The sequence below is a fragment of the Streptomyces sp. f51 genome, assembly GCF_037940415.1.
Taxonomy (GTDB): Bacteria; Actinomycetota; Actinomycetes; order Streptomycetales; family Streptomycetaceae; genus Streptomyces.
This window is the reverse complement of record NZ_CP149798.1, coordinates 2,609,078-2,629,647: the sequence shown is the minus strand read 5'-3', so window position 1 is coordinate 2,629,647 and position 20,570 is coordinate 2,609,078. Positions and strand designations below refer to the sequence as shown.

Below are 20,570 nucleotides of genomic sequence, written 5' to 3'. Positions count from 1 at the left end.
GTCGGTGGGTCAGTGGTGGGGGGTCAGTTCCCAGCGGATCTCGCCGTCGTGGAGTTCGTCGGTCGCGGTGAGTCCCGCCGCCGCGGCGACGGCGGCCGACGCGTGGTGGCCGGGGTGCACATGGGCCACGACCGTGCCGACGCCGAACGCCTCGATCACGTGCGCCACGAGCCACCTCGCGGCCTCCGTCGCGTACCCCCGGCCCTGCCAGGGCGTGCCCACGACCCAGGCGACCTCCGCGGTCCCGGCCGAGACGGTCGCCTGGACCGTCCCCACGAGGGATCCCGTCGTACGTTCCCGCAGCACCCAGTTGCACCACAGGACGCCGGGGTCGGGTGAGCCCGCGGCCAGGCGCGCGTAGCGGGCCCGCAGTGCCTCGGGGGTGTCCGGCGCCCCGCCGATGAACACGTGCAGCGCCGGGTCGGACAGCACGCCGGCCATCTCCTCGGCATGCGCGACGCGCAGCGGGAGGAGTTCGAGCCGGGAGGTGGCGGAAGGTTCGGTGGCGTGCGACACGAGGGGGAGCGTACGGGCCGACGGGCCCGGGAACGCAATCAGCCGGTGACCTGTTCACCAGGTCACCGGCTGATCACTCAGGGTGAGTGACGGGACTTGAACCCGCGGCCACCTGGACCACAACCAGGTGCTCTACCAACTGAGCTACACCCACCATGTCCGGTCTTCGGGGTTTCCCTGACCGGCCGAGAAAAAGTGTACAGGGTTCTGAGGGGTGCTCGCGCACACCTTTTTCCGGGGCCCAGCAGGGCCCCGTCAAAGGCCTATTCGACGGGCAGGACGTGCCTGGCCGCGATGGTGCGGGCGGTGTCCGAGTCGGGGCCCGGCTGCGGGACGAAGATCGCCTCGCGGTAGTAGCGGAGCTCGGCGATGGACTCGCGGATGTCGGCCAGCGCGCGGTGGTTGCCGTTCTTCTCCGGGCTGTTGAAGTACGCCCGGGGATACCAGCGGCGGGCCAGCTCCTTCACGGAGGAGACGTCCACGATCCGGTAGTGCAGGTAGCTCTCCAGCGTCGACATGTCGCGCAGCAGGAAGCCGCGGTCCGTACCGACGGAGTTCCCGCAGAGCGGGGCCTTGCCCGGCTCCTTGACGTGCTCACGTACATAGGAGAGGACCTGCTCCTCGGCGTCCGCCAGGGTCGTCCCCCCGGCGAGCTCCTCCAGCAGGCCGGAGGCCGTGTGCATCTGGCGCACCACGTCCGGCATCGTCTCCAGGGCGGCGTCCGGCGGGCGGATCACGATGTCCACCCCTTCGCCGAGCACGTTCAGCTCAGAGTCGGTGACCAGCGCGGCCACTTCGATGAGCGCGTCATCCGACAGCGAGAGTCCGGTCATCTCGCAGTCGATCCACACCATGCGATCGTTCATGTGTCTCACCCTACGGCCCGCCCCCTCCGGTGGACCCGCCCGTGCGTCCCGCCGGGGCGGCGGATCGCGCCGGGCCGGGCCCGCATGCGAAGAGGCCCGCACCCGAAGGTGCGGGCCCCGCGTTCTTCCGCGCCCCGCTACGGCGCGCTGCGCTGTCCGGGCAGGCTCGGCCTGCCGGCCGCGTACAGCTCCGCCCGTTCCCGCATCGCCTCCGCGGAGAGCGACGCCGCAGCGCCCAGGGCGCCGGCCGCCGCCGTGCGGCGGGTCTGCATCGGGACCGGGCCCGAGTGCTCCTGGTGCAGTGACGGCGGCGGTCCGAGCGGGCCCGACGGGCCGTCCGGATCCGCGGACCGTTCGGTCTGCGGCCTGCGGGCGCGGTACGCCGCCCGGTAGGCAGCCGGGGACGAACCCAGCTGCCGCCGGAAGTGGCCCCGCAGCGCGACCGGCGACCGGAAGCCGCAGCGGCCCGCGACCTCGTCCACCGAGTAGTCGGACGTCTCCAGGAGCCGCTGCGCCTGAAGCACGCGCTGCGTGATCAGCCACTGGAGCGGAGCGCTTCCGGTGAGCGAGCGGAACCGGCGGTCGAAGGTGCGGCGGCTCATGTAGGCGCGAGCCGCCAGCGTCTCGACGTCGAACTGCTCGTGGAGATGCTCCAGCGCCCAGGCGACGACCTCCGCGAGGGGGTCGGCGCCGATCTCCTCCGGCAGCGACCGGTCGAGATAGCGCTCCTGGCCTCCGCTGCGCCGCGGCGGGACCACCAGACGCCGGGCGAGCGCGCCGGCCGCCTCGTTGCCGTGGTCCGTCCGCACGATGTGCAGGCAGAGATCGATTCCGGCCGCCGTACCCGCCGATGTCAGTACGTCGCCGTCGTCCACGAAGAGCTCACGCGGATCGACGTGCACCGACGGATAGCGCTTGGCCAGCGTCGGGGCGTACATCCAGTGGGTGGTCGCCGGACGGCCGTCCAGTAAGCCGGCCGCGGCGAGCACGAAGGCGCCGGTGCACAGCCCGACTATGCGGGCGCCTTCCTCGTGGGCGCGGCGCAGTGCGTCGAGCGCCTCCTCCGGTGGTGGCGAGGTGATCGACCGCCAGGCGGGCACGACGACCGTGCCTGCCCTGGAGATCGCTTCCAGGCCATGTGGTGCTGTGAGTTCCAGGCCCCCTGTGGTCCGCAGCGGGCCTTCCTCGCCGGCACACACCAAAAGGCGGTAGCGCGGCACGCCGGCGTCCTGGCGGTCAATCCCGAACACCGACAGCGGTATGGAACTCTCGAAAATGGGGCCGCCGCTGAACAGCAGCACCGCGACGATCTCCTTGCGGCGTCGCCCGGACAGCTTCCGGGCCGCGGTTTCCGGCGCGGCAGTGGAGTCGTGGCTCATCCTGCTAAGCCCCCCTCGGTGGTCGCGGCTCCTCGGTCGTGTCGCTCCTGCACGTTTCCCCTCGGTCCTGCACGAGTTCCCCCGCCGTAAGACAAGATCGAATCTACTGTGTCCCGTGGCGCCAAGGTGACCAGTTCGGTACTCCGCAGAATGTCGACATGGCAACTTGGCGTGAAGCATTCGATCACGAAGCGTTGCACTCGTGGGCGCCGCAGGGAAGTGCGCCTTGTGGCGGTGGCCAATCCACGTAGGGTGCGATCGCCCGCCGTACCCCTTTAGGTGCAGGTCGAACGGGGGTTGGGGGGTCGTTCGAGCAAGGGATGCGCCACTACCGGAAGTTGGCTGAAAAGAAGCGTAGCTGTACGCGCAAACCGGTCAGTCGACCCGCTTGATTCCCGCACTGTGACGTGCGCCTCGGTGAACTCCCGTGCCGCTCGCGCCCCATGGGCCGGCCCCCGGCACGGCTCCGTCCGCGCGCCCCCCGGCCCTGGGGTTCCCCGTGTTCCCCGGGCCCGTCCTGCCATGCCGTCCGCGCTGCCGCGGGGCATGCCGGGGCGCGGGCCTGCGCGCCGTGTCCCGGCGCCCGCCGGCCGGGTGTGCCGACCCCCGCTCGCACCGCCGCAGCAGGATCGCGCAGACCCCGCTCAGGGCCCCGAGTCCAAGGGCCGTACCGGCCGCGCCGGCGAGCGAATCGCCGTACCAGAGGAGGACCGACGGGACCAGGACGCAGCTGAAGGCGGCCCAGCGCATGACGTCGGTCACGGTGTCCTTCGCGGGCGGCGCCGGGGCGCGCGGGGCGGAGCGTGTTCCCGATCGCGATCCCGGGGGTGATCCGGGGGGCGCGCCGTGGGGTCCGGCGGGCCGGGAGCCGGGAGCGCGGCGGGCCGGTGGGACGGCGGGGGCCGGAGGGGCGAAGGAGCGGGGGGCAGTGTCGGGTCCGGACACGTGCTGCTCCCTGATGCTCCGGTGGTCTGCGTGCTCTCCACGGCGTGTGTTCTCCACGGCGCGCCCGGTGCGGGGGCGACCGCCACCGGTTCAACGCGTGTTCGACCCGCCGGTCACTGCCCGGCCGGTGGAGCGCCCGTCCGTGAAGGGGGCCGCACGGTCCCGCCGGGCGGCGGAAGTCCCCGTTCCCGGGAGCCGCTGCAAATTCACGCGGAGCCTTGCGCAAACCGCCTGTACGGGGCAGCAACCATTGCGTTACGGGCGCCCTCTCGTGCATGCTCCCTGGAATGCCGCGTAAGGCGCGCGGGATCTGGGCAGAGGAGGCGTGCCGCCGTACCCTTGGGGGTATGGGGTTGGGAAGATGTTTCCCAGACACAGCTCTGCCGTTCGTTGTCGTCCCCACCACGAGGATCCAAACGCCGAGACACCCATGGCCGGTCACGAATTCTTCGATCCCGCGGACCGCAAGCGCCCGCTCGCCGATCCCACGGCGGCCGAGCCCCTGGCGGCGGAAGAACCCCGCCACTCCTGCGATCCCGCCTTCAAGCACGGCGTCGTCGTCGGTTTCGACGGCTCGACGTCCAGCGAGCGCGCCCTCGCCTACGCGATCGGCATGGCCCACCGCTCGGGCTCCGGCCTGATCATCGTCCATGTCGCGAACCGGCTGCCCACCACGGTGTGGGCGGGCTGCGAGCCGCCCGTCTTCGTCGACGTCCCCGACCACCGCACCGAGGTGCTGGGCCTTGAACTCGCCTGCGCCGAGTACCTCTCCGAGGTGCCCTGGATCCTCGTCGAGCGCGGCGGCGACATCTGCCACGAACTCGAGGAAGTGGGCCGGGAGTACGAGGCGGACGCGATAGTCGTGGGCTCCACGCACGGCATCGTCGGGCGCATCTTCGGCTCGGTCGCGGGACGGCTCGCCAAGCGCGCCAAGCGCCCTGTCATCGTCATTCCCTGACGCCCCGTCCGTCCCGGGCGACCCTCGGGCACCCTCCGTGCGGTGAGTGAACCTACTGACGCGTAGAGGTGTTTGTGCCTTTGTGAAGGGCATATATCCGGACGCCGGTCCTACGCGGCGACCGGTACGGCGCAGCACAACTGCACAGGCATGAAGGGAGCCCGCCGTGGACAACGACGTCTCTGCGGGAAGCACCACCACGATCGTAGGAAGACTCGCGCTGGGTGTGACCCTGCTGGCTTTCGGCCTCGGGTACACCGGCCTGATCGACGGGGTGACGGCGGCTGACGCCGTGTCACTGGCCCATTACGTAGGCGGCGTAGCCCTCTTCGTCGCCGGTCTGCTCGCCTTCCGCGACCGTGACACGGCCAACGGAACGGCCTTCACCGGACTCGGCGCCCTCTGGTTCACCTGGGCCGTCTCGGCCGGGAGCCAGGTCTCCGACAACGCGGCGGGACTCTTCCTGCTGCTCTTCGCACTCGTCGTGCTCTCGCTCGCCCTCGCGGGCGGGGACACCCTCGGCCAGGGCGCCTACGGACTGTTCTTCGTCTCCCTGCTGCTTCTCGCCGTCGGCCGCTTCGCGGACAGCGGCGGCCTGGGCAAGGCCGGCGGCTGGTTCGCCGTCGCGGCCGGCGCAGTCGCCTGGTACGCGGCGACCGCGGCCCTCGCCCACTGGCCCACCGCGCTTCCGCGACGCGCCGCCGGCCGGGGGGTGACGGCCACCGGCTGACCTCGGCGCGGGCCGGGGTATTGGGCGGCCCCGGCCCCTCGAAAGAACGATCCCCGTGCGCGGGTGGTGCGCACGGGGACCGTTCATGTCCGGCCGCCGGCCGGGTACTTCGGTGGTGACTACTCGACGGTGACCGACTTGGCGAGGTTGCGCGGCTTGTCGATGTCCCGGCCGAGCGCCAGCGCCGTGTGGTACGCGAGGAGCTGGAGCGGGATGCCCATGAGGATCGGGTCCAGCTCGTCCTCGTTCTTCGGGACGACGATCGTCTGGTCGGCCTTCTCCTGGTGCCGGTGCGCGACCGCGAGGATCTGGCCGCTGCGGGCCTTGATCTCCTCCAGGGCGGCGCGGTTCTTCTCCAGCAGGTCGTCGTCGGGGACGATCGCCACGGTGGGCAGCGCCGGCTCGATGAGCGCCAGCGGACCGTGCTTGAGCTCGGAGGCCGGGTACGCCTCGGCGTGGATGTACGAGACCTCCTTGAGCTTCAGGGAGGCCTCACGGGCCACCGGGTAGCCCCGGACACGGCCGATGAAGAGCATCGAGCGGGCCTCGGCGTACTGCTCGGCCAGCTTCTTGATCTCGTCCTCCTGCTCCAGGATCTCGGCGATCTGGGCGGGCAGCCTGCGCAGGCCCTCGATGATCCGCTTGCCGTCGCGGACCGACAGGTCGCGGGTGCGGCCGAGGTGCAGGGCAAGGAGCGCGAAGGCGACGGTGGTGTTGGTGAAGCACTTCGTCGAGACGACGCAGACCTCGGGGCCGGCGTGCACGTACATGCCGCCGTCCGCCTCGCGGGCGATGGCGGAGCCGACGACGTTGACCACGCCGAGGACCCTCGCGCCCTTGCGCTTGAGCTCCTGCACGGCGGCCAGCACGTCGTAGGTCTCACCGGACTGGGAGACCGCGATGTACAGGGTGTCGGGGTCGACGACCGCGTTGCGGTAGCGGAACTCGGAGGCCGGCTCGGCGTCCGCGGGGATACGGGCCAGCTCCTCGATCATCTGGGCGCCGATCATGCCCGCGTGGTACGAGGTGCCGCAGCCGAGGATCTTCACGCGGCGCACGGCACGCGCGTCACGGGCGTCCAGGTTCAGGCCGCCGAGGTGGACGGTCGAGAACCGGTCGTCGATGCGGCCGCGCAGCACGCGGTCCACGGCCTCGACCTGCTCGTGGATCTCCTTGTGCATGTACGTGTCGTGGCCGCCCATGTCGTACGACGCGGCCTCCCACTCGACGGTGGTCGGCTCGGACGTCGTCCGGGTGCCCTCGGTGGTGTACGTCCGGAAGTCGTCGGCCTTGAGCGTGGCCATCTCGCCGTCGTCCAGCGTGACTATCTGGCGGGTGTGGGTGACGAGGGCGGCGATGTCCGAGGCGACGAACATCTCCTTCTCGCCGATACCGAGCACGACGGGGGAGCCGTTGCGGGCCACCACGATGCGGTCGGGGAAGTCGGCGTGCATCACCGCGATGCCGTAGGTGCCCTCTATGACCCGCACCGCCTCGCGGACCTTGTCCTCCAGCTTCTCGTGCTGGGAACGGGCCACCAGGTGGGTCAGCACCTCGGTGTCGGTCTCCGAGAGGAACTCGACACCGTCGGCCTCGAGCTTCTTGCGCAGGTCGGAGGCGTTGTCGATGATGCCGTTGTGGACGACCGCGACCTTGTTGTCGGCCGACATGTGGGGGTGCGCGTTCACGTCGGAGGGGGCGCCGTGCGTGGCCCAGCGGGTGTGGGCGATGCCGGTGGTGCCGGCGAAACGCTTGGGGACCTTCGCCTCCAGGTCGCGCACGCGGCCCTTCGCCTTGACCATCTTCAGGCCGGCCGACTTGGGCGAGGTCACGACTATGCCCGCCGAGTCGTAGCCGCGGTACTCCAGGCGCTGAAGGCCTTCGAGGAGCAGCGGGGTCACATCACGCCTGCCGATGTATCCGACGATTCCACACATACAGGTGATTTCCCTCAGCCGTAAACGATGCGCCGCAGCTGCCTGAGCGTGAGCTCCGGCGGCGCGACCGCGCGATATTTCAGGTCCGCCTCGATCCGCTCGAAGATCGACGCGTTCACCAGGCCCTGGGCCTGGAGCTCGCGGTGGCGGCGGCGGACGAACTCCTGGGCGGTCTCGTCGAAGTAGGCGAGAACGTCCTGGACCACCCGCAGCGCCTCGCCCCTGTTCAGAGGGGTCGACCGCGTCAAATGATCAACGAGTTCGTCGTGCACTCGTCGATCCTGGAGCACGCCAAGACGATTCGCAAGAATCCTGCCCGATATCGGGCAAGGGGGTGTTGAAACTCTTATGGGCCGCTGTTTACAGGCTGTCCATACTGCGTCTTGCGTCGCGTCGATCGCCCAGAGCAACTTTTGGGTCCATGGACACTCCACGCATGGGCGTACCCGAGCAGCTCGCCGAGAAGATGACCATGGCCGAGCAGCATGAGTACCTTCGCGCCAGATTCTCGCGGCGCAACATGATCAGAGGCGGCGCCGTGACCATCGGCGCCGTCGCGGGCGGGGCCTTCGTGCCCGGCGTCGCACAGGCCGCCGCGCCGGCACAGCGGACGGCCGCCCCGGTCTCCGCCGAGAAGGTCGACGGCGCGCTCGTCGCCCCCTTCGGCCGCCACCTCGCCTTCGGCAACGACCCGCGCACCGAGATGACCGTCTCGTGGCAGGTGCCGACCGCGGTCGGCAAGCCCTACATCCGCATCGGCGCCCACCCCTGGGACCTCTCGCGCAAGATCGAGGCCGAGGTGCGCACCCTGTACACCCCGGCCGGCGTGGGCGCGAGCGGCGACCACACCCAGTACTACCTGCACGCCAAGCTCACCCACCTGCGCCCCGGCAGGACCTACTACTACGGCGTCGGCCACGCCGGCTTCGACCCGGCCGAGCCCCGCCTGCTCGGCACACTCGGCACCTTCACCACCGCGCCCGCGCACGCCGAGCCCTTCACCTTCACCGCCTTCGGCGACGAGGGCGTCGGCTACCACGGCCTCGCCAACGACGCCCTGCTGCTCGCCCAGAACCCGTCCTTCCACCTGCACGCGGGCGACATCGCGTACGCCGACCCGGCGGGCCAGGGCAAGACCGCCGACACCGGCTTCGACTCGCGCATCTGGGACCAGTTCCTCGCCCAGACCGAGACGGTCGCCAAGCAGGTGCCGTGGATGCCGGCGTACGGCAACCACGACATGGAGGCCTGGTACTCGCCCAACGGCTACGGCGGCGAGGAGGCCCGCTGGACGCTTCCGGACAACGGCCCCGACAAGGCCAACCTGCCCGGCGTCTACTCCTTCGTCCACGGCAACACGGCGATCATCTCGCTCGACGCCAACGACATCTCCTTCGAGATCCCGGCCAACCTCGGCATCTCCGGCGGCACCCAGACCAAGTGGCTGGAGACGCAGCTCAAGAAGTACCGGGCCTCGAAGGACATCGACTTCGTGGTGATCTTCTTCCACCACTGCGCGTACTGCACCTCCACGGCGCACGCCTCGGAGGGGGGCGTGCGACAGGAGTGGGTGCCGCTGTTCGAGAAGTACAACGTCGACCTGGTGATCAACGGCCACAACCACCAGTACGAGCGCACGGACGTCATCAAGGGCAACGCGGTCACCAAGAAGCTGCCGATCGGCGGCACGGCGTACACCGAGACCGAGGGTGTCGTGTACGTGACCGCGGGCGCGGCCGGCCGCAGCCTCTACGCGTTCACCGCCCCGGAGTCCTACGAGGGCAAGGAGAACGAGGTCGAGTCCGTCGCCTCCTTCGTCAACCTCAAGGACGGCAAGCAGAACGAGACCGTCACCTGGTCGCGCGTGCGCTACCTGAACTACTCGTTCCTGCGCGTCGACGTCCAGCCCGCCCCGAAGGGACGCCTGGCCACGCTGACGGTCCGCGGCATCGCCGAGACCGGTGCGGAGGTCGACCGCTTCACGATCGCCCGCCGGGCCAGGTAACCCCGCCCGGTCTAAAGGCGTTTGAGGACCGCCTGTTTGGCCAGGGCGAACTCCTCGTCCGTCAGGACGCCCTCCTTGTGCAGCTCGCCCAGTTCGCGCAGCCTGCGCAGGAGGGCGTCGTGGTCGGCCTCGGGACCCGGCGCGGCGGCCGCCGCCTCACCGGCGGGCAGCTCGTCGGGCCGCGTCCCGCCGGGCGCGGCCGGATGCGGCAGCCTCGCCTGCACGGCCGCCGCGACCAGCGCCATCAGCGGATCCCTCTTGAAGCCCCACAGCTCAACGGAGTTGGGGTCGTACTTCGGCGGCGCCTTCGTGTCGCCGCCGCGCACGGTGAAGCGGAGACAGCCGTTCTCCAGACCGGCCGCGGGCCGCCACTCCACGCCCGTGATGTCACCGAGGGCGAGGGTCCTGGCACCCGACGCCGACTTCGCGTCCTCCGTCTTCCAGTTCCACTCCAGCCGTACGCGGTCGCCGTCGAAGCTCGCCGTGCCGTCCCCCGCCGACGCCGACAGCGGCACCGCGGGGCCGGGCAGCAGATAGCCGTCCACCGGGCCCGAGGAGACCTCGTCGAGGAGCAGCGCCCCGCGGACCTCGTCCACGAAGTACTCGGCGACGCCGAGCCGGTCGGCCTCCACGGCGAGCTGGTACGGGTCGTTCGGCTCCGCGAGCTTTCCGCCGGTCGCCTGGAGCAGTGGGTCGGCGCCGTCGCGCAGCCGCAGTCTGAGCCGCCCGGCCTTCCTGCCCTGCTCCAGCGAGACGCCCGCCAACGCGCCCAGCGGCACGGTGAGTTCACCCAGCGTCCGACGCAACAGGCTGACGTTCTTGTCCCGCCCGGGGGTCAGCCGCAGCGTGTCCCCGTCGAAGATCCACGTGCCGTCCCGCTGGATGATTTCCGCCATGGGGAGGATTGTTCCACCGCGGGTGCGGCAGAGTGGTCTCGACCAATCAGGCGTATCCGTCGGACGCAACCGCCGGACGCCCTGACCGGAAGGGAGCGCATGTGAGACAGCACCACAGAACGCCCCGCCTTCTCGGCACGCTGCTGCTCGTGGCGGCGGCCGGCATCTCCCTCGTCGGCGCGGCACCGCAGGGGAGGGCGACCGCCGCTCCGCTGGGCCGGGTCGTCCCCGCCCCCGCCTCCGTCGACCCCGGCGGAGCCCCGTACCGCATCACCCCCGGCACCGGCATCCGCGTCGAGGACTCGCCCGAGGTCCGCGCGGTCGGCGCCTACCTCGCGGAGATCCTGCGGCCCTCCACCGGCTACCGGCTGCCCGTCACCTCGCACGGCTCCGGAGCGATCCGGCTCCGGCTCGGCGGCAAGGGACTGGGCGAGGAGGGCTACCGCCTCCACAGCGGGGCCTCGGGCGTCACCATCACGGCCGGCCGGCCCGCGGGCCTCTTCCACGGTGTGCAGACCCTGCGTCAGCTGCTGCCCGCCGCCGTCGAGAAGAGGTCCGTCCAGCGCGGCCCCTGGCTGATCGCCGGCGGGACCATCGCGGACACCCCGCGCTACGCCTACCGCGGCGCCATGCTCGACGTCTCCCGGCACTTCTTCACCGTCGCCCAGGTGAAGCGTTACATCGACGAACTGGCCCTGTACAAGGTCAACAAGCTGCATCTGCACCTGAGCGACGACCAGGGCTGGCGCATCGCCGTCGGCTCCTGGCCGAGGCTGGCGGCCCACGGCGGCTCCACCGAGGTCGGCGGCGGCCAGGGCGGCTTCTACACCGAGGCCGACTACCGCGCGATCGTCCGGTACGCCGCCTCGCGCTATCTGGAGGTCGTCCCGGAGATCGACATGCCGGGGCACACCAACGCGGCCCTGTCCTCGTACGCGGATCTGAACTGCGACGGGACCGCGCCGCCGCTCTACACCGGCACCGATGTCGGTTTCAGCTCGCTGTGCGTCGGCAAGCCGCTGACGTACGCCTTCGTGGACGACGTGATCCGCGAGCTGGCCGCGCTCACCCCCGGCCCGTACCTCCACATCGGCGGCGACGAGGCGCACTCCACCAGCCACGCCGACTACGTCGCCTTCATGGACAAGGTCCAGCCGATCGTCGCGAAGTACGGCAAGAAGGTGATGGGCTGGCACCAGCTGACCGGGGCCACCCCGGCCAAGGGCGCCATCGCGCAGTACTGGGGGCTCGACGACACCAGTGCCGAGGAGAAGGCGCAGGTCGCCGCGGCCGCGCGGAACGGGACCGGGCTCGTGCTGTCGCCCGCGGACCGGCTCTACCTCGACATGAAGTACACCGCCGACACCCCGCTCGGCCAGGACTGGGCCGGTCTCGTGGAGGTGCGGCGTGCCTACGACTGGGACCCGGGCGGCTACCTTCCCGGTGTGCCGGCCTCGGCCGTCAAGGGCGTCGAGGCGCCGCTGTGGACGGAGACGATCGTGACCTCCGCCGACATCGACGTCATGGCCTTCCCGAGGCTGCCCGGGGCCGCCGAGCTCGGCTGGTCCCCGGCCTCGACGCACGACTGGGACACGTACAAGGTGCGGCTCGCCGCCCAGGCGCCCCGCTGGGACGCTCTCGGCATCGCGTACTACCGCTCGCCCCAGGTCCCCTGGCCCGCGCGCTAGCGCGTCGGGCGGAAGGCCGACGGGCGCCCCGGAGGACCGTCTCCGGGGCGCCCGCCCGTCCTGGGGGCTCCTTGGCGGAGCCCGCCGCCTAGAACCCGGCGAGCGGGTTCTTCAGGGTGCCGACCAGCTGAAGGGCTCCCGAGGGATCCGCCAGGTCGACCATCTGCCGGTTGTCGCGCAGCTGGAGCCGGTTGAGGCAGGACAGCGCGAACTCGGGCGCGAACAGGTCGTACTGCCGGAACCTGTCCTCCAGTTCGGGTGTCGCCTCCTGGTAGGCGCGCACCGACCCGGCGACCGTCCGCCAGAAGTCGTCCTCGCCCAGGATCCCCTCCTCGGCCAGCTGGGCCGCGAGGAACCGGAAGAAGCAGTCGAAGACGTCCGTGAAGACCGACAGCAGCTTCGTGTCCTCGGGGACGTCGACCCGGATCCGCTCGACCGCGGGCGGCAGCACCGCCTGCGGGTCCATCACCACGATCTCCTCGGCGATGTCCTTGTAGACCGCCCGCTGCACCGCCCCGTCCTTCAGGACCAGGATGACGTTCTCGCCGTGCGGCATGTAGGCCAGGTCGTAGGCGTAGAAGCTGTGCAGGAGCGGGGTGAGGTAGGCGTGCAGATAGCGGCGCAGCCACTCCACCGGCGTCAGGCCCGACCGCTCGATCAGCGCGCCGGTGAACGAGGCGCCCTCGTGGTCGACATGGACGAGGGAGGCCATCGTCGCCAGGGACTCGCCGTCCCGCAGCGCGGGGACCGGGCTCTCGCGCCACAGGGCGGCCAGCATCTTGCGGTACGGGGAGTAGCGGTCGGTGGCCGCCTCGTACTCCAGATGCCGGTAGCCGACGGCCGCCCGCTCGCGGATGACCGACAGGCCGGTGGACTTGAGCACCGGGTCGTTCTCGACGAGCTGGGCCAGCCAGTCGTTGATGGCCGGGGTCGCCTCCATGTAGGCGGCGGACAGACCGCGCATGAAGCCCATGTTGAGGACGCTCAGCGCCGTCTTCACATAGTGCTTGTGCGGGCTGCTGGTGTTGAAGAACGTCCGGATGGACTGCTGGGCCAGGTACTCGTCGTCGCCCTCGCCGAGACAGACCAGGCGCCGCTGGGCGATCTCGGCGGCGAACGTCACGGAGAGCTTGTTCCACCACTGCCAGGGGTGGACGGGTATCAGGAGGTAGTCCCCGGGGTCGAGGCCCTGCTCGCGCAGGACCGCGTCGAACCGTTCGACCGTCCCGGCACCCAGCTCGTCCCGCACGAAGGACTCGTAGTCGATCCCGACGCCCGCGGTGAACGCGGCCCGTGAGCGGTGCGCGGCCAGCCACATCAGCCGGACCGGGGCCGCGGTCTCCGGGGCGTACGACAGGTACTCGTGCACGCCGAAGCCGAGCCGCCCGTTGTTGGCGACGAAGCAGGGGTGCCCCTCGGTCATCCCGGTCTCGACGGCCTGGAACCCGGCGCCGGCGAGTTCGCGGGCCGTGACCTTGGGCTTGGCGAGCTTGTAGCAGGTGCTCGCCAGGGTCGAGGAGATCTCCTCCAGATAGACGGGCAGGATCTCGTCGCTCAGGCCGAGCGACTCCTTCAGCTCGATGAAGAAGTCCAGTGCGGACAACGGGAGTTCCGTGCCGTCACGGTGGCGGGTGATGGACTCCGCGGACACCTGCCAGTGGTCGAGCAGGTGCCGGGTCGCGGTGAAGCGGTAGCCCGTCAGCCCGTCGTCGCCGGTGACCTCGTAACGGCCGTCCGGCAGTTCGCGCGGGGTGATCAGCCGCTCGTGGGCGAACTCGGCGAGCGCCTTGCGCAGCAGGAGCCGGTTGGCGACGGCCCAGCGCTCGGGGGAGAGATGGTCGGTGGTCTCGACGGGGTTCACGCGGCCACCGCCTTCTCGAACATCTCCCGGGTGCAGAAGCTCAGCAGCGCCTTCTTCTCGGGCTTCTGGATCTCCCGCACGGGCACGAAGCCGACGGCCTCGTTGAGGGCGTGCACGGCCGTGTTGGCCACGTCGGGCTCGACGACGACCCGGCGCACGGCCGGATCGGCGAAGAGCTCCTCCATCACCGCGGTGATCACGGCCCGGGTGAAGCCGTGCACGGGAGTGTCGCTCGGCGCGACCAGGAAGTGCATGCCGACATCGCCCGGCTCCGGCTCGTACAGGCCCACGAGTTCGACGTACCGGGGGTCGTAGCGCTCCATCAGGAAGACGGGCTCGCCGTCCAGGAGCCCGAGAAGGGCCTCGTGGTGCTCACTGGCCGCGATGGCCATGTACTCACGCTCCACGTCGTGCAGTCTCGCCCCCTGCATCATCCAGAACGCGGCCTTGGGATGCGTCACCCACCGGTGCAGCAGCGGGGCGTCCCCGACGGGGTCGAGGGGGCGGACGGCGAAGGTGCCGAGGGCGGTCTTGAGGGTCATACGGAGAACTCCTGGAACGCGATGGTCTTCTCGACCGGGTAGTACTCGGTGCCGAGCAGCTCGCGGATGATGGACGCGTTGCGGTACGGACCCATGCCGAGGTCCGGTGAGGTGATCGAGTGGGTGTGGACGCCCGCGTTCTGGAGGAAGATGCCGCCGCCCGTGACGTCGATGGCGTAGTTGCGGGCCACGTCGAAGTTGCCCTGGGTGTCGTAGCGGAGCCGGTCGCGGACCGGTGCGAGGAACGCGGGCTCGGCGTAGCGGTAGCCGGTGGCCAGGACCAGGCCCGTCGAGCGCAGTTCGTAGTCCTTGCCCTGCTCCTGCTGGCGCAGGCCCAGGGTGTACGTGCCCTGGTCGTGACGGGCGCTCTCCAGCGAGGAGTTGGTCAGCAGCCGGGCGGGGACCGGACCGCCGAGGTTCTTCTGGTAGAGCAGGTCGAAGATCGCGTCGATCAGCTCCCCGTCGATGCCCTTGAACAGGCCCTTCTGCTCCGACTGGAGGCGGTAGCGGGTCGCCTCGGGCAGCGCGTGGAAGTAGTCGATGTACTCCGGGGAGGTCATCTCCAGGGTGAGCTTGGTGTATTCGAGGGGGAAGAAGCGCGGTGAGCGGGTCACCCAGTTCAGCCGGTAGCCGTGGACGTCGATCTCGGCGAGGAGGTCGTGGAAGATCTCGGCGGCCGACTGGCCGCTGCCGACCAGGGTGATCGAGTCCTTGGCCTGGAGCTCCCGCTTGTGCTGCATGTAGCGGGAGTTGTGGATGTAGTCGCCGCCGAGCCCCGCGCAGGCGTCGGGGACGTGCGGGGAGGTGCCGGTGCCGAGGACCAGGCGCCGGGCCCGGAACACCTCGCCCGCGCCGGTGCGCACGACGTACAGCTCGTCCTCGTACGTCACCTCCGTGACCGTGGTCCCGAAGCGGACGCTGCTCAGCTTGCCGGCGGCCCAGCGGCAGTAGTCGTCGTACTCGACCCGCAGCGGGTAGAAGTTCTCGCGGATGTAGAACGCGTACAGACGGCCCGATTCCTTCAGGTAGTTGAGGAAGGAGTACGGGGACGTGGGGTCGGCGAGGGTGACCAGGTCCGACATGAACGGGGTCTGGAGGTGTGCCCCGTCCAGGAACATGCCGGAGTGCCACTCGAAGTGGGGCTTCGACTCCAGGAAGACACCGCTGAGTTCGGCGATCGGCTCGGTCAGGCAGGCGAGGCCGAGGTTGAAGGGCCCGAGCCCGATGCCCACGAAGTCGTAGGTGGTGCCCGTGGATTCAGCAAGCGCGGTCAAGGGACTCTCCCAGGTACTGCTCGGCGTGGCCAGCGATCAGGTCGAGGACGGCGGCGATGTCGTCCTTGGTGGTCTCGGGGTTGAGCAGGGTGAACTTCAGGTAGTGGCGTCCGCCGACCTTGGTGCCCGCGACGACGGCGTCGCCGGAGGCGAACAGGGCCTTGCGGGCGTAGAGGTTGGCGCGGTCGATCTCGGCCGGGTCGGTGACGGCGGCCGGGATGTAGCGGTAGACGAGGGTGGAGAGCGAGGGCTGCACGACGACGTCGAAGCGCGGGTCGGCGGCGAGCAGTTTCCAGCCCTCGACGGCCAGTTCGCAGACCTCGTCGAAGAGTTCGCCGATGCCGTCGGCGCCCATGGTGCGCAGCGTCATCCACAGCTTGAGGGCGTCGAAGCGGCGCGTGGTCTGGAGGGACTTGTCGACCTGGTTGGGGATGCGCTCGGTGACCATGCGGCGCGGGTTGAGGTACTCCGCGTGGTAGGTGGCGTGGCGCAGGGTCGCGGCGTCCCGGACCAGCACGGCCGATGAACTCACGGGCTGGAAGAAGGACTTGTGGTAGTCGACGGTGACGGAGTCGGCCCGCTCGATGCCCTCGATCCGGTCCCGGTTCTTCAGCGAGGCGAGCAGTCCGCAGCCGTAGGCGGCGTCGACGTGCATCCAGACCCCGAACTGGGAGCAGAGCGCGGCGATCTCGGGCAGCGGGTCGATGGAGCCGAAGTCGGTGGTTCCCGCGGTGGCGACGACGGCCATGGGGACGAGGCCGTCCTGCCGGCAGCGCTCCAGTTCGTGGGCGAGGGCCACCGTCTGCATGCGCTTGTCGTGGTCGACGGGGATCGTCACGACGGCGTCGGGGGCGAGGCCGAGGAGTTTGGCCGACTTCTTGACGCTGAAGTGGCTGACCTCGGAGGCGAAGACGCGCAGTCTGCCGAGTCCCTCCGCCGCCTCCCCCTGCCGTCCGCCGGGCTTCGCCTCCTCGCGGGCCAGCAGCAGGGCCTGGAGGTTGGACTGGCTGCCGCCGCTGGTGAACACGCCGTCGGCGGCCGGGCCGAGGCCGATCCGCTCGTTGGTCCAGTCGATGAGCCTGCGCTCGATGAGGGTGCCGCCCGCCGACTGGTCCCAGGTGTCGAGCGAGGAGTTGACGGCGGACAGGACGGCCTCGCCGAGCACGGCGGGGATGACGACCGGGCAGTTGAGGTGGGCGAGATAGCGGGGGTGGTGGAAGTAGATCGCGTCCTGGAGATAGACCTCTTCCAGCTCGTCGAGAACGGCCGTGGTGTCGTGCAGGGGCTTGTCGAGGTCGATCCGCTCGATGCGGGGAGCGAGGTCGTCGACCGTGACACCCGTGAACGGGCGGTCGGTGGTGGCGAGTCTGGCCGCCACCCGCTCGACGCCTTCGGTCACGGAGCGGCGATACCGGTCCGCGGTGGTGTCGTTGAGCAGGTGCGAGCGCATGTGAGGGTCCTCCGTGCGGGGGGAGAGTCCGAGCGGGACAGGAGAAGGGGCGAAGTCGCGACGTTCAACTTAGGTTAGCCTAACCTAAGTCGAGCTGCGACCCCGCCCCACCTGTGCCTTCCGTCGTGCGGCCCGGTCCGGAGGATGTCCCGAGGCCGCGTCAGGTCTTCGCGAACTACTCGCCGCGCTCCCGGAGTTGTTCCTCGCTCAGTCCGCGCCGCCAGTAGCCCACGAAGGTGACCCGGCGGCGGTCGATGCCCCGGTCGCGCACGAGATGGCGGCGCAGCTCCTTCACGCAGCCGGACTCGCCCGCGATCCAGGCGTACGGCGCCTCGTGGGCCGGGAGCCGGGCGGCCCTCAGCGCTTCGAGGGCCAGGGGAGTGCCCGGAGGGTTCGCCTCGGATCGCTCGTCCCGCACGAGCCAGGTGATCTCGGCGTCGGCCGCGGTCACCAGGTCCTGGATGTCGGCGGCGTGATGGACCTCCAGCCAGGCCCGGACGCGCAGACCGGCGGGCAGCGACTCGAGGACGGCGGAGGCCGCGGGGACGGCCGTCTCGTCGCCCCACAGGAGGACGAGGTCGGTGTCCGCGGGCGGCCGGAAGCGGATGGCGCGGTTGTCCTCGACGGCCGGTCCGAGCAGTACGACACGGTCGCCGGGCCGGGCCGCGGACGCCCAGCGCGAGGCGGGCCCCGCGGGGGAGGCCGCGTCCGGCTCCGTGCCGTGCAGCGCGAAGTCGATGTCGATCTCGTCGGGGTCCCGGCGCAGCGCGCGCAGGGTGTACGAGCGCATCACCGCCCGTACGTCGTCCGGCAGTTCGCGCCAGCCCTGCCACCACGCGTCGCCGAGTTCGAAGGGCACGGCGGGTTCGCTCTGGCCGGGGTGCGGCAGGAACAGGGAGAGGGACTGGTCGCGCCCGTGCGAGTGGAAGGCGCGCAGGTCGGGCCCCGCGAAGGTCACCCGGACCAGAGACGGACCGAGCCGCCTCGTCCGCACGACCCTGAGGGAGAAGAAGCGGAACGGGGCGGCCACGGCCGTCGTCATGAGTGCTCCTGAAGTGGCGTCAGGCGGTCACGGGGGTGGTCAGGCGACCTTCTTCGCGTTCTCGATGGCCTCGGCGAGCCGGTCGAGGATCGGGGCGCACTTGTCGTACGACAGGATCGGCTCGGGCGTCCGGGCGATGACCTGGCCGGCCTTGACGGCGGGCAGCTTCTTCCAGGTGGCCTCGGTGATGTCGGCCGGCTGGATGGTCGAGGTGCGGTCGTCCATGATGATGATGTCGGCCGGGTACTTGTCGACGTTCTCCCAGCTCAGGTTCTCGAACCAGCCGCCGCTGGCCTTCAGGGCCTTGGCGGAGGGCTCGACGATGTTCACGCCGAGCGCCTTGAAGTACTCCAGGTCGATGGAGAGGTTCGAGCCGGAGACGTAGAAGATGTCCTGGCTGGCGCTGCCGGCGAGCACCTTGATCTCGGGGCGGGCCTTGGCGGCCTTGCGCAGCCGCTCGGCGGCCGTCTCGAACTTCTTCTTCGCCTCGGTGATCTTCGCGGACTTCACGTCGGCGCCGAGGGACTCGGCCAGTGCGAGCATGCGCTGGAGCGGCTGCGGCATCTGGACGTCGTAGACGGAGACGCCGACGCTCGGGGCCAGCTTGAGGATCTTGTCCTTGGACTCCTCGGGGACGTACCAGAGGGTGCCGGCGGTGTCGAACATCGTCGAGACGAGGACGTCGGGGGCCAGGCCCGCGTACTTCTCGATGTTGAACTGGCCCCACTCGTTGCCGAGGATCGTCAGCTTGCTGATGTCCATGTCGCCGGCCTGGACGTCGGGCTTGCCGTCCTTGGTCTTCGTCGGGCCGAACACGCCCTTGACCTCGACGCCGTAGTCGAACAGGGCGGCGGCGACACCCGTGAAGGCGACGATGTTCGCCGGCTTCTTGTCCAGCTTCACGGTCGTGCCGCGGTCGTCCTTGAACGTCCAGGGGCCGGACTTCGCGGCGGCCTTCGTCGCGTCCGAGCCACCGCTCTTCGCGTCGTTGTCGTCGCCGCACGCAGCGAGGACGGCGCCGAGGCCGAGGGCGCCGCCCGCGGCGAGGACGCCGCGACGGGTGAGGTGGGTGGCACGGGCGTTGGGCATGAGTGTGGCTGCTTTCGGCACGGGGCGGCAGATACCCGCCGGACGAGTTCGAAGGTAGGTTAGCCTAACCTCACCACTTGTCCAGAGGGCGGGTCCCGCGAGAGCCCGACTCGGTTGCCCGTCCCGGGAGTTGGCCCTCACGGAGGCGCGGGACGTGCCGCGGCCACCGGCGGGCGGGTGCCCGGCCGGTGGCCGCGGTTCTGCGTGTCGTGCGCGAGGCTCAGCCCGTGAGCCCCAGCTCGCGGGCGATCAGCATGCGCTGGACCTCGCTCGTGCCCTCGCCGATCTCCAGGATCTTCGAGTCGCGCCACATGCGGGCGACCGGGTACTCGTTCATGAAGCCGTAGCCGCCGTGGACCTGGGTGGCGTCACGGGCGTTGTCGACGGCGATCGTGGAGGAGTACAGCTTGGCGACCGCCGCCTCCTTCTTGAAGGGCTCGCCCGCGACCAGACGGGACGCGGCGTCGCGCCAGCCCACCCGGGCCATGTGCGCCTTCATCTCCATGTCGGCGATCTTGAACTGGATCGCCTGGTTGGCGCCGATCGGCCGTCCGAACGCGTGCCGCTCCTTGGCGTACTTGACCGACTCGTCGACACAGCCCTGCGCCAGACCCGTGGCCAGCGCCGCGATGGCGATGCGGCCCTCGTCCAGGATGCGCAGGAACTGCGCGTAGCCCCGGCCCTCCTGGCCGAGCAGGTTGGCCGCGGGGACGCGCACGTCCGCGAAGGACAGCTCACGGGTGTCGGAGGCGTTCCAGCCGACCTTCGAGTACGGGGCCGCGACCGTGAACCCGGGGGTGCCGGAGGGCACGATGATCGCCGAGATCAGCGGCTTGCCGTCGGGCTTGCGGCCGGTGACCGCGGTGACCGTCACCAGGCCGGTGATGTCCGTGCCGGAGTTGGTGATGAAGCACTTGCTGCCGTTGATGACCCACTCGTCCGTCTCGGGGTCGAGGCGGGCCGTCGTGCGGGTCGCGCCCGCGTCCGAGCCGCCGTCCGGCTCGGTCAGGCCGAACGCGCCCAGGATCTCGCCCGAGCACAGCCGCGGGAGCCACTCCCGCTTCTGCTCCTCGGTGCCGAACAGATGGATCGGCATGGCGCCCAGCGAGACGCCCGCCTCCAGGGTGATGGCCACGGACGAGTCGACCCGGGCCAGCTCCTCCAGCGCGATGCCGAGGGCGAGGTAGTCGCCGCCCATGCCGCCGTACTCCTCGGGGAACGGCAGCCCGAACAGGCCCATGCGGCCCATCTCCCGCACGATCTCGTACGGGAACTCGTGCCGCTCGTAGAAGTCGCCGATCTTCGGCGCCACGACGTCGTGCGCGAACTCCTCCACCGTACGGCGGAGTTCTTCGAGCTCGGGGGAGAGACGGTGGTCCAGGGACATGCTGT

The 20,570-nt window shown here is 70.4% G+C and carries 18 protein-coding genes and 1 tRNA gene; 4 read left to right on the top strand and 15 right to left on the bottom strand.

Going from position 1 to position 20,570, the window contains the following annotated elements; all coding sequences use genetic code 11:
• Positions 1–9: 9 nt before the first annotated feature.
• The 5 genes from WJM95_RS11525 to WJM95_RS11505 form a co-directional block, all read right to left on the bottom strand.
• On the bottom strand, positions 10–516 hold the full coding sequence (locus WJM95_RS11525; RefSeq protein WP_339129501.1) for a GNAT family N-acetyltransferase: 507 nt from the start codon (positions 514–516) through the stop codon (positions 10–12).
• Between the two features lie 81 nt (positions 517–597).
• Positions 598–670 (bottom strand) — tRNA-His (locus WJM95_RS11520).
• Positions 671–779: 109 nt separating this feature from the next.
• Positions 780–1,382 carry an oligoribonuclease gene (gene orn / locus WJM95_RS11515; RefSeq protein WP_339129500.1) on the bottom strand — a complete coding sequence of 201 codons (603 nt, stop codon included), beginning with the start codon at positions 1,380–1,382 and terminating at the stop codon, positions 780–782.
• 137 nt (positions 1,383–1,519) lie between these two features.
• Complete coding sequence (locus WJM95_RS11510) at positions 1,520–2,761, bottom strand: helix-turn-helix domain-containing protein (protein ID WP_339129499.1); 1,242 nt, start codon at positions 2,759–2,761, stop codon at positions 1,520–1,522.
• A gap of 375 nt (positions 2,762–3,136) precedes the next feature.
• Positions 3,137–3,511 (bottom strand): hypothetical protein, encoded by a 375-nt coding sequence (locus WJM95_RS11505; RefSeq protein ID WP_339135487.1) that lies wholly within the window; start codon positions 3,509–3,511, stop codon positions 3,137–3,139.
• Positions 3,512–4,136: 625 nt separating this feature from the next.
• On the opposite strand from WJM95_RS11505, the gene WJM95_RS11500 reads away from it, so the two are divergent.
• Both WJM95_RS11500 and WJM95_RS11495 read left to right on the top strand, forming a co-directional pair.
• Positions 4,137–4,664 carry a universal stress protein gene (locus WJM95_RS11500; RefSeq protein WP_037619095.1) on the top strand — a complete coding sequence of 176 codons (528 nt, stop codon included), beginning with the start codon at positions 4,137–4,139 and terminating at the stop codon, positions 4,662–4,664.
• Positions 4,665–4,830: 166 nt separating this feature from the next.
• Positions 4,831–5,394, top strand: a complete 564-nt coding sequence (locus WJM95_RS11495) for a GPR1/FUN34/YaaH family transporter (protein WP_339129498.1) — start codon at positions 4,831–4,833, stop codon at positions 5,392–5,394.
• 119 nt (positions 5,395–5,513) lie between these two features.
• On the opposite strand, the gene glmS is transcribed toward WJM95_RS11495, so the two are convergent.
• Both glmS and WJM95_RS11485 read right to left on the bottom strand, forming a co-directional pair.
• Entirely contained in the window at positions 5,514–7,331 is a 1,818-nt protein-coding gene (gene glmS / locus WJM95_RS11490; protein ID WP_339129497.1) for a glutamine--fructose-6-phosphate transaminase (isomerizing), read from the bottom strand.
• Positions 7,332–7,345: 14 nt separating this feature from the next.
• Positions 7,346–7,603 (bottom strand): hypothetical protein, encoded by a 258-nt coding sequence (locus WJM95_RS11485; protein WP_037619090.1) that lies wholly within the window; start codon positions 7,601–7,603, stop codon positions 7,346–7,348.
• A 164-nt stretch (positions 7,604–7,767) separates the two neighbouring features.
• Between WJM95_RS11485 and WJM95_RS11480 the strand changes: the two genes are divergently transcribed.
• Positions 7,768–9,336 carry a metallophosphoesterase family protein gene (locus WJM95_RS11480; protein WP_339129496.1) on the top strand — a complete coding sequence of 523 codons (1,569 nt, stop codon included), beginning with the start codon at positions 7,768–7,770 and terminating at the stop codon, positions 9,334–9,336.
• A gap of 11 nt (positions 9,337–9,347) precedes the next feature.
• Here WJM95_RS11480 and WJM95_RS11475 read toward each other — a convergent pair whose 3' ends face one another.
• Positions 9,348–10,232 (bottom strand): DUF4429 domain-containing protein, encoded by an 885-nt coding sequence (locus WJM95_RS11475; RefSeq protein WP_339129495.1) that lies wholly within the window; start codon positions 10,230–10,232, stop codon positions 9,348–9,350.
• A 101-nt stretch (positions 10,233–10,333) separates the two neighbouring features.
• Between WJM95_RS11475 and WJM95_RS11470 the strand changes: the two genes are divergently transcribed.
• Entirely contained in the window at positions 10,334–11,920 is a 1,587-nt protein-coding gene (locus tag WJM95_RS11470; RefSeq protein WP_339129494.1) for a beta-N-acetylhexosaminidase, read from the top strand.
• An 88-nt stretch (positions 11,921–12,008) separates the two neighbouring features.
• On the opposite strand, the gene WJM95_RS11465 is transcribed toward WJM95_RS11470, so the two are convergent.
• The 7 genes from WJM95_RS11465 to WJM95_RS11435 all read right to left on the bottom strand — a co-directional run bounded on the left by WJM95_RS11465 (position 12,009) and on the right by WJM95_RS11435 (position 20,559).
• Positions 12,009–13,781 carry an IucA/IucC family siderophore biosynthesis protein gene (locus tag WJM95_RS11465; RefSeq protein WP_339129493.1) on the bottom strand — a complete coding sequence of 591 codons (1,773 nt, stop codon included), beginning with the start codon at positions 13,779–13,781 and terminating at the stop codon, positions 12,009–12,011.
• Positions 13,778–14,323 (bottom strand): GNAT family N-acetyltransferase, encoded by a 546-nt coding sequence (locus WJM95_RS11460; RefSeq protein ID WP_339129492.1) that lies wholly within the window; start codon positions 14,321–14,323, stop codon positions 13,778–13,780. The genes WJM95_RS11465 and WJM95_RS11460 overlap by 4 nt, the downstream gene beginning before the upstream one ends.
• Positions 14,320–15,597 (bottom strand): lysine N(6)-hydroxylase/L-ornithine N(5)-oxygenase family protein, encoded by a 1,278-nt coding sequence (locus tag WJM95_RS11455; RefSeq protein WP_339129491.1) that lies wholly within the window; start codon positions 15,595–15,597, stop codon positions 14,320–14,322. The genes WJM95_RS11460 and WJM95_RS11455 overlap by 4 nt, the downstream gene beginning before the upstream one ends.
• Entirely contained in the window at positions 15,581–17,047 is a 1,467-nt protein-coding gene (gene desA, locus WJM95_RS11450; protein WP_339129490.1) for a lysine decarboxylase DesA, read from the bottom strand. Before desA ends, WJM95_RS11455 begins: the two co-directional genes overlap by 17 nt.
• A gap of 175 nt (positions 17,048–17,222) precedes the next feature.
• On the bottom strand, positions 17,223–18,089 hold the full coding sequence (locus WJM95_RS11445) for a siderophore-interacting protein (RefSeq protein ID WP_339129489.1): 867 nt from the start codon (positions 18,087–18,089) through the stop codon (positions 17,223–17,225).
• Positions 18,090–18,128: 39 nt separating this feature from the next.
• On the bottom strand, positions 18,129–19,178 hold the full coding sequence (locus WJM95_RS11440; RefSeq protein ID WP_339129488.1) for an ABC transporter substrate-binding protein: 1,050 nt from the start codon (positions 19,176–19,178) through the stop codon (positions 18,129–18,131).
• Between the two features lie 220 nt (positions 19,179–19,398).
• On the bottom strand, positions 19,399–20,559 hold the full coding sequence (locus WJM95_RS11435; RefSeq protein ID WP_339135485.1) for an acyl-CoA dehydrogenase family protein: 1,161 nt from the start codon (positions 20,557–20,559) through the stop codon (positions 19,399–19,401).
• Between the last annotated feature and the right edge of the window lie 11 nt (positions 20,560–20,570).